Here is an 8,913-nt window from a genome sequence, read left to right as displayed (position 1 = left end):
AGCGAGTAGGCCAGGTTTACGCCGTGGCGCACCTTTTCCATCGCCTTGTCCATGGCGTTGGGGGTGTCGGTGTAGACCAGCTTCCAGCCGCTGCGCTCGATGCCGTGCTCGGGCAGCTCGCTGCCGGTGTAGTCGAGCCGGTCATGCAGGAAGGTGGCCCAGTCGTTTTTCTGCACCTGGTTGAGCGTGTGCACCACGTCGTCGAACGTATAGGTCTTGGTGACGTAGCTGCCGTTGTCCATGCCGTAGAACGCACGCGCGAAATCATCCAGCGAGCGCTTGTTGCCGCTGAGCTCGCGGATGCGCGCGTCCACGTCCAGCCACAGCAGCTGGCCTTCGGGGTAGAAGTCGGTGCCGCGGCGGAAGTTGATCCAGCCGCCACCGCCGAAATAGGTGAGCGGCGCGGCGTCGGCGGTGTCCTGCAGCGAGCGCCAGGCGCGGCCGCTGCGGTGGGCCATCGCCGCGGCGATCGAGGCGAGCGAATCGCGATACTGCGAAGCGTCCCACAGGCCCGCGCGCGTGGTGATCACGCCGCACCAGTAGTCGGTGAGGCCTTCGTACACCCACAGCAGGTCGTCCTGCATGGGCGTGTCGAAGGTCGGCGTCCAGAGGTCGGCCGGACGACGGAACTTGCCGTTCCACGAGTGCACGAACTCGTGCGGCATCAGGCTGGCCGCCAGCGTGTGCATGGTGTCGTCGGTGAAGAAATTCGCCGGCAGCCGGTCATCGCTGGACTGGTGATGCTCCAGCCCGAAATGCCCGGTGTGGTCCGACAGCGTGAGCAGAAAATCGTAGTGCGCGTAGTGATGCGCGCCGAACAGCTTGTTGGTCTGCTGCACCACGGCGCGCTCGCCGGCGAGCTGCTTGTCGGTGAGCTTCACGTCGTCGGCGCCGTCGCCCACCACGTTCAGATGCACCGGCACGCTGGCACCGGGAGCGAGGTCGACACGGTTGAAGTGCACGCCGGCCACCAGCGGCGAATCCACCAGCTGGTCGAACGGCACCGGCTTGAATTGCGTGACCTTGCCCGACTGCGTGGCCACCGGCAGCGCGGTGCCGAACTGCCACGCCGCCGGCAGCGTGACCCGGGGTGCGACGGTGATCTGGCGCGACCAGTACCCACCGGGATAGAACGCCACCTGGTTGAACTCCAGGTCCACCAGTTTCGCCGTGGACGAGGCGCTGGCACCGAACTGGCCGCCATCGCCCGGCGACAGGAATTGGAACGAGAGATCGAGATGGCTCACGCCGGCCGGCACCTCGACATGAATGGCGTACATCTCGCGCAGATCACGGCGCCACGCCAGCGGCTTGCCGTTGGCGCGGATCACCAGCCCCGCCACGTTCTGGATCGGACCGGACGGCGCATGCTCGCCCGGAATCCACTTGGGGTAGTACAGCGTGAGCGGCCCGGGCTGCGCCACCGGAATGGTCTCGGCCACGCGGAAAATCTTCTTCGGCGCGTCGGTAAGGTCCACCGCCAGCGTGAGCGTACCCGGGTAGGGCTTATCGACCGGCGCAGCGTCATCCGCGGCGGCGCGTGCGGCGGGCAGCGCAAGGGCGAGAACGAGGGCGGCAAGCAGGGGTGACACACGAGGCACAGGACACACTCCGGACAAAGGCCGGGAGCATTACGCCTGCGCTCCCCCGGCAGCGACCACATCGCTCACCCATCACGTCCTGTGGCGCGGGCTCAACGTGGACCAAGCGCTCGATGGTAGGCCGAAGGTCACGACCCCTCCCCCTGCCATAGGTCACGAGCTCGACCATGGGCGCGGTTGCGATGACCGCGCAGCACGCGCGCCTCGGCGCAGGCGCGTTACGACAGCGCATCGTGCGCCCTGTGAACTGCGACGCTGCGGAAAGCGGCCGGCGCCGACAGAAGACCGTGCAGGTGCGTGATAGCGTGCCCGCTCGTGCCCGAGGACAAGGACCGCCCATGCCGCGACTACCCGTTGCCGCCGCCCTCACCCTGCTCTCCCTCACCGCCTGCAGCCGAACCATGGACGACTCCGATATCAAGCAGAACCCGCATCCGAAGCAGGCGTACGAGATCACGGTGCAGCTCGAAAATGTGCCGGGTCCGATCGACGCGGTGTCCGGCAACCTCCTCATGGACATCGCAAACCCGGAGTGCTTGCCGCGAGAGCCGCTGAGCGGTGCGCGGCCCTATCCACATCCTTCGCCTGCGTTCGAGCTGCGACAGACCGGTCCGGGTGTCTACAAGGGCACCGCCTATCTGGACCCGCTGCTGGATGGAAACTACGCCGGGCTTGGCGTCTGCCATTGGAGACTGAACGCCTTGAATGTCCACGTGCGCATCGGGAAAGCCGGTTATGGCGCGGGACTTGGTCTTGAGCAGGTAGAAGCGGGGTCCGAGGGCAGCAGCTTTTTCCGCGACGCCTTCTACAAGAACGACCCTGAGCATTGGATCGCTATGCCATGGCCCACTGATCACCTCCAGGAGGTCCGTGAGAAACCACAGGAGTTCTTTGCCATCAGGGTGGTTGCAAAACCGGTGGGGGCCTGAGGATGGACTCTTTACAGGACGCTTACATCGCTGAGGGTGCTTACGACCGCTACGCAGACAGGATCGGTCAGCAGGTGATCATCGGAGGCCGAAGTTATCTGGTGCTGGACGCCGTGGACAGCACTTCGTCTGGATTCCAGGGCGTCGCCTTGCGCTCAGCCACAACCGGAGATATCGAAATATCCTTCCGCGGCACGGAACTGGGCACTGACTGGGGGCGCGATGCCGTTACCGACGCTGGCATGGTCAAACGCCTCGTAAATAATCAGCTCGGAGACGCCGATAAATTCTTTCGTCGGGTAGCGGGCACAGCGCGTTCCGAGACCCTCAGTACAGGACTTCCGATCCAGATCAGTGTCACGGGCCATTCGCTCGGCGGAACCCACGCCGAAGTCATCGCTTACCGCTACAAGCTGCCCGGCGAAGCTTTCAACGGCTACGGCTCAGTGGGCCTTGCTTACGGCGTGCCGGAAGGCCAGCCGCAGGACGCTCCGCCGTTCATCAACCACGTCAAAGCCACCGACATCGTCAGCGCCGCGAGCCGTCACTACGGCACGGTCGTGGGCTACGCCACCAAGCAGGATGTGGCAGCCCTCAGGGCGGGGCGATATCTGGACACGCCCGATCCGCGCCATCCGCCCAACCCCATGATCACCGGGCAGATCAGCGCCCACTTCATCACCAACTTCGCGCCAGAAGCTAGCAAGGGCGAGAGCATCCTCACGGCGGCCAACGAAGCGCGCTACGAGCAATACCGCCCCGCCTTCGAGCACTTCCGCCACGACGTGCTGACCTCACGCGTCGCGTTGCACGATCTGCTGAACAATCGCGATCCGCTGGCCAACAAGGCCTATCTGGGCGCGCAGCTCGGTGACGCGGTGGACGTGACGCGATACAAGCTGGCCGTACGCAGCCTCGAGTACGTGACCGGCGCCAGCGACCTGAAGCCGCGCATGGACGCCATCGGCGACATGACTCAGTGGGCGGGAAAAGCCGCACGGCACCAGACGGAGGCCGCGGCGGCACGGATCAGCGCCAGCGGTGACGCGGCCCGGGATGCCACCAGCGCCACGTCGCTTGCGCTGGTGAAGACGGCAGTGGCATGGCATCGGGTCACCGACGAGGCCGCGAATACCGCGACACCCATGCAAGCGGCCGCGCCGCTGGCATCGAGCGCGACGCACTACGGTGCGAAGGCCGCCGGCGTGATGGGCGAGATGACCGTCCTGCGGATGGCGGCCGAGGTCGACGCCGCCGGATCGCTGGTGCACCGAGCCAGCGCGTGGATGTCGCAGGGACTCCACGACGCCGGCACGACGTTCCGCGACGGCACGGCGTGGGCAGCGCGCACCTGGCACGACACCGGCGCCCTTGCGCAGCGGACGGTGGACGCCGCGGCCAGCACCCGCGCACATGACGCGGTGCGTGACGCGCTGGCGCGTACGTCACGCCTGGATCAGGCCGAACATCCTGACCATCCGATGTTCCAGCAGGCCTGGCAGCGGATGCGCCGGATCGATGCCGCGCACGGACGCCAGCCGGACCATCGCACCGCCAACGTGTCCGGCGCGCTTGTGGCGGCCTGCAAGGCGCAGGGCATGACGCGGATCGACTCGGTGGTGCTCAGTGCCGACGGCAGCCGCGCGTTTGCCAGCGAGCAGGTCATCGGCAGGACCATGCAGCGCCATGCCGTGGTCGACACGGCGCAGGCGGTGCGCACGCCGTTGGAGCAGAGTTCGCTGCAGGCCGCCTGCATGCCTGCGCCCGCGGCGGGGGTCGCTGCCGCCACGCCGTCGCGCCAGCACAGCGCGGCGATGCCGTTGCAGCAATAGGCCGGGCCGGACAGCAAGACGCCCGCGTCACCGGTGCGGTGGCGCGGGCGTCGGCTTGTGCCGCGGCGCGTGTCAGGGCTGCGGCTTGGCCTGCTCGCTGTGGCGGATGCCGTAGGCGAAGTAGATCGCCAGGCCGATGGCCATCCAGATCACGAAGCGCCACACCGTGACCATGTCCAGGCCGCCGATCATGTGGAAGCGGCCATCGGTCACCCACGGCCAGCCGATGATCAGGAACAGCGAGAACACGATGCCCAGCGGCGCGAGCAGCCACAGCGCCGGGGTGCGGAAACGGCGTTCCAGATGCGGCTGCTTGATGCGAAGGATCAGCACCGACGCACAGATCACGATGAACGCCGACAACGTGCCGATGTTCACCAGCTCGGCCAGCTCGCGGATCGGCAGGAAACCCGCGGCCGCGGCGGTGAACACGCCCAGCAGCAGGGTCGGGCGATACGGCGTGCCGTACTTCGGATGGCTCTTGGCGAACCACTTCGGCAGCAGGCCGTCACGCGCCAGCGCAAACCAGATGCGCGCCGCGCCGAGCATGAAGGCGAACACCACGCTGGCGATGCCACACACCGCCGCCACATCGATGATGCCGCTGACCCAGTGCAGGTTGCGGGCCGCAAACACGGCGCTCACCGGGGCATCGCTGGCGAGGATCATCTGGGTGCACTGGCCGGCCGTTTCGGTCGGATCCATGCAGCCGTTGTAGGGAACCATGCCGGTGAGCACCAGCGAGATGGCCAGGTACATGCCAATCGCCACGGCCAGCGAGGAGATCACCGCCAGCGGCAGGTCGCGCTGCGGGTTCTTCGATTCTTCCGCCGCGGTGGTCAAGGTGTCGTAACCGAACACCGCGAAGAACACGATGCTCGCCGCCGCCAGCACGCCATCCATGCCGTAGCGGGTACCGCCGGTGGCGGTCGCGTCATGCACCAATTTCGGAATGAACGGGTGCCAGTTTTCGGTGTTGATGAAGAACGCGCCCACGCCGATCACCACCGCCACGCCCAGCACCTTCATCGCCACCACCACGGTGTTGAAGCGCGCGCCGATCTCGGTGCGCATGGTCTGGATCGCCGCCATGCCCAGCGCCACGATCACCGCGATGATGTTGACCACCCGGCCGCTGTCCGGATGCGCCGGATCGTAGGCGCCCGACAGCGCCACCGGCAGATGCCAGCCGGTGAGCTGGGTGATCAGCGATTGCAGGTAGTTGGAGGTACCGGCCGCGACCACGCCGACGATGAGGGCGTATTCGACCAGCAGGTCCCAGCCGATGATCCACGCGGGCAGTTCACCCAGCACCGCGTAGCCGTAGGTGTAGGCGCTGCCGGTGACCGGAATCATGCCGGCAAACTCGGCGTAGGCCAGTGCGGCGCAGGCGCTGCCGATGCCGGCAACGATGAAGCTCAGGATGATCGCCGGGCCGGCGTTGAGTGCGGCCTCGTTCGGCGCCAGCACGAACACGCCCACGCCGACGATGGCGCCCACGCCGATCGCGGTGAGCTGCCACACGCCCATGGTGCGGCGGAAATCCTTGCTGGCCCCAGCCTCGGTCTGCAACTGCTCCACAGATTTGTGGCGGAACATTTTTGCGAGAAATCCCATCGAGTATCCCCTTGGAAACAGCGAACGCAGCCACGGATCATAGCAACCGGTGCGCGGCGGTTCTTTACATTCCGCTAACATCCGCCGTCGTTTGGACGTCCATACGTCCAAACGAAAACACGACGCGGATCAGGCCCGCAGCGGCCGATCGCTGGCGGGGGACGCCTGCACAGCCTGGCCAAGCCACGGCAGGCACAGTGCGCTGAGGCCAAAGACCGCGGCCAGGGCCAGGCCTAGGCGCGGATCCAGCGACGCAACGCCAAACCACCGCCCGAGCAGCAGCGGCAAAGCTGCCAGCAGCACCACGCGCAGGGCCTCCAGCGAGCGTGCGCCGGGGCGGCCCTCCATCAGCCTGCCCAGCACCCAGAGGCTGCCGGCCAGCATGGCGGCGTGGGCGAGCAGCGTGGTCCAGTCGGTGCGGGCGGCAAGGGCGAGGAAGTGCGTGGTCATGCCCAGCAGCAGCGCGAACTGCACCAGGCAGTACAGCGCCACGCGCGGTGGCAGGGGCGGATCGAAACGCTCGCGCGCCAGCTCGAACGGCGCCTTGGGATAACGCGCCGCCACGTCGGCAGGCCGCCAGCCCGGCGGACGCAGCCAGATCTGCAGCCGGTCGCGCCAGCGCGCGGCGCGGCGGGCGTCCTGCCAGGTCGACCAGTACACCTCCGCGTTGGCCCACAGCGGGTTGAGACTGCGCAGCGGCGAGCGCGTGCCGTAGACCGGCGGGTCGCGTTCGTCCTCTTCCACGAAGGTGCCGAACAGGCGGTCCCAGAGAATCAGGATGCCGCCGTAGTTCTTGTCCAGGTAGCGATCGTTCACTGCGTGGTGCGCGCGGTGGTTGGAGGGCGAGCAGAACACGCGATCGAACCAGCCGAGCTTGCCGACCTGCTCGGTGTGCACCCAGAACTGGTATAGCAGGTCGATCAGCGCCACCGCCACGAACACTTCCAGCGGATAGCCGAGCAGCGCCATCGGCAGGTAGAAGATCCAGCCGAGCAGGCCACCAGTACTGGTCTGGCGCAGCGCGGTGGAGAGGTTGTACTGCTCGCTCTGGTGGTGCACCACGTGCGCCGCCCACAGGATGTTCACCTCGTGCCCCATCCGGTGCAGCCAGTAATAGAGCAGGTCGTACAGCAGCAGCGCGCTGATCCACACCCACAGGCTGTGCGCCGGCAGCGCGAACAGCGCCAGGTGCTCGACGCACCACGCATAGATGCCCAGCGTGAGCAGCTTGGTGAACACCCCGGCGATCTGCGACATCACGCCCAGGCCGATGCTGTTGACGGTGTCGTTGCCGCGATAGACGCGCTGGCCGCGCACGCGCGCGACGATGAACTCCAGCGCGATCAGCGCGAAGAAGAACGGCGTCGCCCAGGTGATGATGAGCTCGGAGGTATTCATGCCGTCGATGCCTGCGTCACGCCCGCCATGCCATCGTCCCGCGCCACCGAGCGGGCGATGAACCACACCGCCGCGTAGTAGCTGCCGAGCACCCACACCGCGGCCAGCGGCAGCGCGCCGTGGAAGCGGTCCCAGGCCAGCAGGCTGTCGCCGAGCATGAACAGCGCTCCGCCGATCGCCGCACGCCGCGCCGGCCGCGCCAGCACGTCGCCGGCGTGTACCCAGGCGCGCGCCAGTGCCTGCGCCGCCATCGCCGCCAGCACCAGCGCATAGACCACCACCGCGCCGCGCAGCGCCGGCGGTATGGACGGCCAAAGCCACGCCAGGTTCAGCGCCGCCAGCAGCAGGCAGCCGAGCCAGGCCAGCGGGCGCGTGCCCAGGCGGCTGTCGCCGAGAAAGCCGCTGATGAAGTAGAGATGGCCGATGAGAAAGGCCACCAGGCCGGCCACGAACAGATCCGCCGGCCACATCAGCAACACGTCGCCGAGCAGCGAACAGATCAACCCGACCACGATCCGGCGCCGATAGCGCGACGTGATCGGCGGCCACGCCAGCGCCGCGACGATCACCAGCACGGTGGCCAGCGGCTTGGCTATCCAGTGCAGCCATTGCCACGCGTCGGCGCCTTCGCCGAACGCGCCGCCGAGCATGGCGGCGAGCGCAGCGCACGCCACCATCGGCGCGAGGGCGCGGCGAAACGCGGGAGACGTGCTGGCGACAATGGACATGGGCGACGGGCGTCGTGGCGACGACGCGATCATAGCGAGCTTTCGCCCTGCGCGGCCTGCACGAGCGCGTCGACCGCCTGCCGCCCGCTGGCCGGATCGTCGGTGAAGAACGCATCGATGCCGGCGTCGAGGTAGGCGCCGATCTGCGCGACCAGGCCGGCGCGGTGGCGCGCGTGCGGATCGTCGCCGCGGCGGAACACCGGGGCGAGGAAGGTGTTCTCCGGGCGGAACGTCCACGGATGCACTTCCAGCCCGACCGCGTGCGCGTCATGCACCAGGCGCGTCGGCGGATCGAGGCGGCCATCGGCGTTCCACGGGATGACCGCGCGCAGCTCCGGGCCGATCGCGTCGGCGTAACCGGCGACCTCGCGCAAGCCGTCCGCGGTCATCATCCGCGCGTAATCCAGCGTGCCGCCGGCGGCCACCACGTCGTACGGCTGCGCCGGCGGCACGTCGAGCAGTTGCAGCAAGCGGATGTTCGGGTGCGCGGTGCCGAGCCGTTCGCGCAGGTAGCGCAGGTTGCCGATCTCGAAGGACTGGATCTCCACCGTCGCCGTGCGCGTGTGCGCATGCCCGGCGAGCGTGGCCAGCAGCAGGTCTTCCAGCGGCAGGCCGAGCGCGCGGAAATGGGTGCCGTGCTTGATCTCCGGCACGATGCCGATGAGCCGTCCGCAGGCGGCGGATTCGGCGGCGGCAAGCTCGATCACTTCCTCCAGCGTGGCGATCGGCAACTGGCCGTCGTGCGCGGTGCCGCGCAACTGCGGCAGGCGTTCGCGCGCGCGCAGGGTCTTCAGCTCGGCCAGGGTGA

Annotated in this window: 7 protein-coding genes; 2 read left to right on the top strand and 5 right to left on the bottom strand. The window is 67.8% G+C overall.

The window, feature by feature from the left end:
* On the bottom strand, nt 1-1,592 hold a 1,592-nt coding region (locus VFG40_RS04675), incomplete at its 3' end, for a M61 family metallopeptidase (protein ID WP_324895405.1).
* 176 nt (nt 1,593-1,768) lie between these two features.
* On the opposite strand from VFG40_RS04675, the gene VFG40_RS04670 reads away from it, so the two are divergent.
* Nucleotides 1,769-2,530, top strand: a complete 762-nt coding sequence (locus tag VFG40_RS04670) for a hypothetical protein (RefSeq protein WP_324895403.1) — start codon at nt 1,769-1,771, stop codon at nt 2,528-2,530.
* Between the two features lie 2 nt (nt 2,531-2,532).
* A complete protein-coding gene (locus VFG40_RS04665) occupies nt 2,533-4,362 on the top strand; it encodes an XVIPCD domain-containing protein (protein WP_324895401.1) in 1,830 nt (609 codons plus the stop codon).
* Nucleotides 4,363-4,434: 72 nt separating this feature from the next.
* On the opposite strand, the gene VFG40_RS04660 is transcribed toward VFG40_RS04665, so the two are convergent.
* From VFG40_RS04660 to VFG40_RS04645, 4 genes are all read right to left on the bottom strand, one after another.
* Complete coding sequence (locus VFG40_RS04660; RefSeq protein WP_324895399.1) at nt 4,435-5,979, bottom strand: amino acid permease; 1,545 nt, start codon at nt 5,977-5,979, stop codon at nt 4,435-4,437.
* Nucleotides 5,980-6,108: 129 nt separating this feature from the next.
* Nucleotides 6,109-7,377 carry a sterol desaturase family protein gene (locus VFG40_RS04655; protein ID WP_324895397.1) on the bottom strand — a complete coding sequence of 423 codons (1,269 nt, stop codon included), beginning with the start codon at nt 7,375-7,377 and terminating at the stop codon, nt 6,109-6,111.
* Nucleotides 7,374-8,105, bottom strand: a complete 732-nt coding sequence (locus VFG40_RS04650) for a lysoplasmalogenase (RefSeq protein ID WP_324895395.1) — start codon at nt 8,103-8,105, stop codon at nt 7,374-7,376. The genes VFG40_RS04655 and VFG40_RS04650 overlap by 4 nt, the downstream gene beginning before the upstream one ends.
* Nucleotides 8,106-8,134: 29 nt before the next feature.
* On the bottom strand, nt 8,135-8,913 hold a 779-nt coding region (locus VFG40_RS04645; RefSeq protein WP_324895393.1), incomplete at its 5' end, for a glycerophosphodiester phosphodiesterase family protein.

The organism is Dyella sp. (assembly GCF_035685805.1).
In the GTDB taxonomy this organism is placed as follows: Bacteria; Pseudomonadota; Gammaproteobacteria; order Xanthomonadales; family Rhodanobacteraceae; genus Dyella_A.
This window is presented reverse-complemented; position numbering and strand designations above follow the sequence as displayed.

What these genes read in the sequence shown, in the direction of transcription:
- VFG40_RS04665 (WP_324895401.1), top strand. Translation starts at nt 2,533, where the DNA reads ATGGACTCTTTACAGGACGCTTACATCGCTGAGGGTGCTTACGACCGC.
- VFG40_RS04670 (WP_324895403.1), top strand. Translation starts at nt 1,769, where the DNA reads ATGGGCGCGGTTGCGATGACCGCGCAGCACGCGCGCCTCGGCGCAGGC.
- VFG40_RS04650 (WP_324895395.1), bottom strand. Translation starts at nt 8,105, where the DNA reads ATGTCCATTGTCGCCAGCACGTCTCCCGCGTTTCGCCGCGCCCTCGCG.
- VFG40_RS04655 (WP_324895397.1), bottom strand. Translation starts at nt 7,377, where the DNA reads ATGAATACCTCCGAGCTCATCATCACCTGGGCGACGCCGTTCTTCTTC.
- VFG40_RS04660 (WP_324895399.1), bottom strand. Translation starts at nt 5,979, where the DNA reads ATGGGATTTCTCGCAAAAATGTTCCGCCACAAATCTGTGGAGCAGTTG.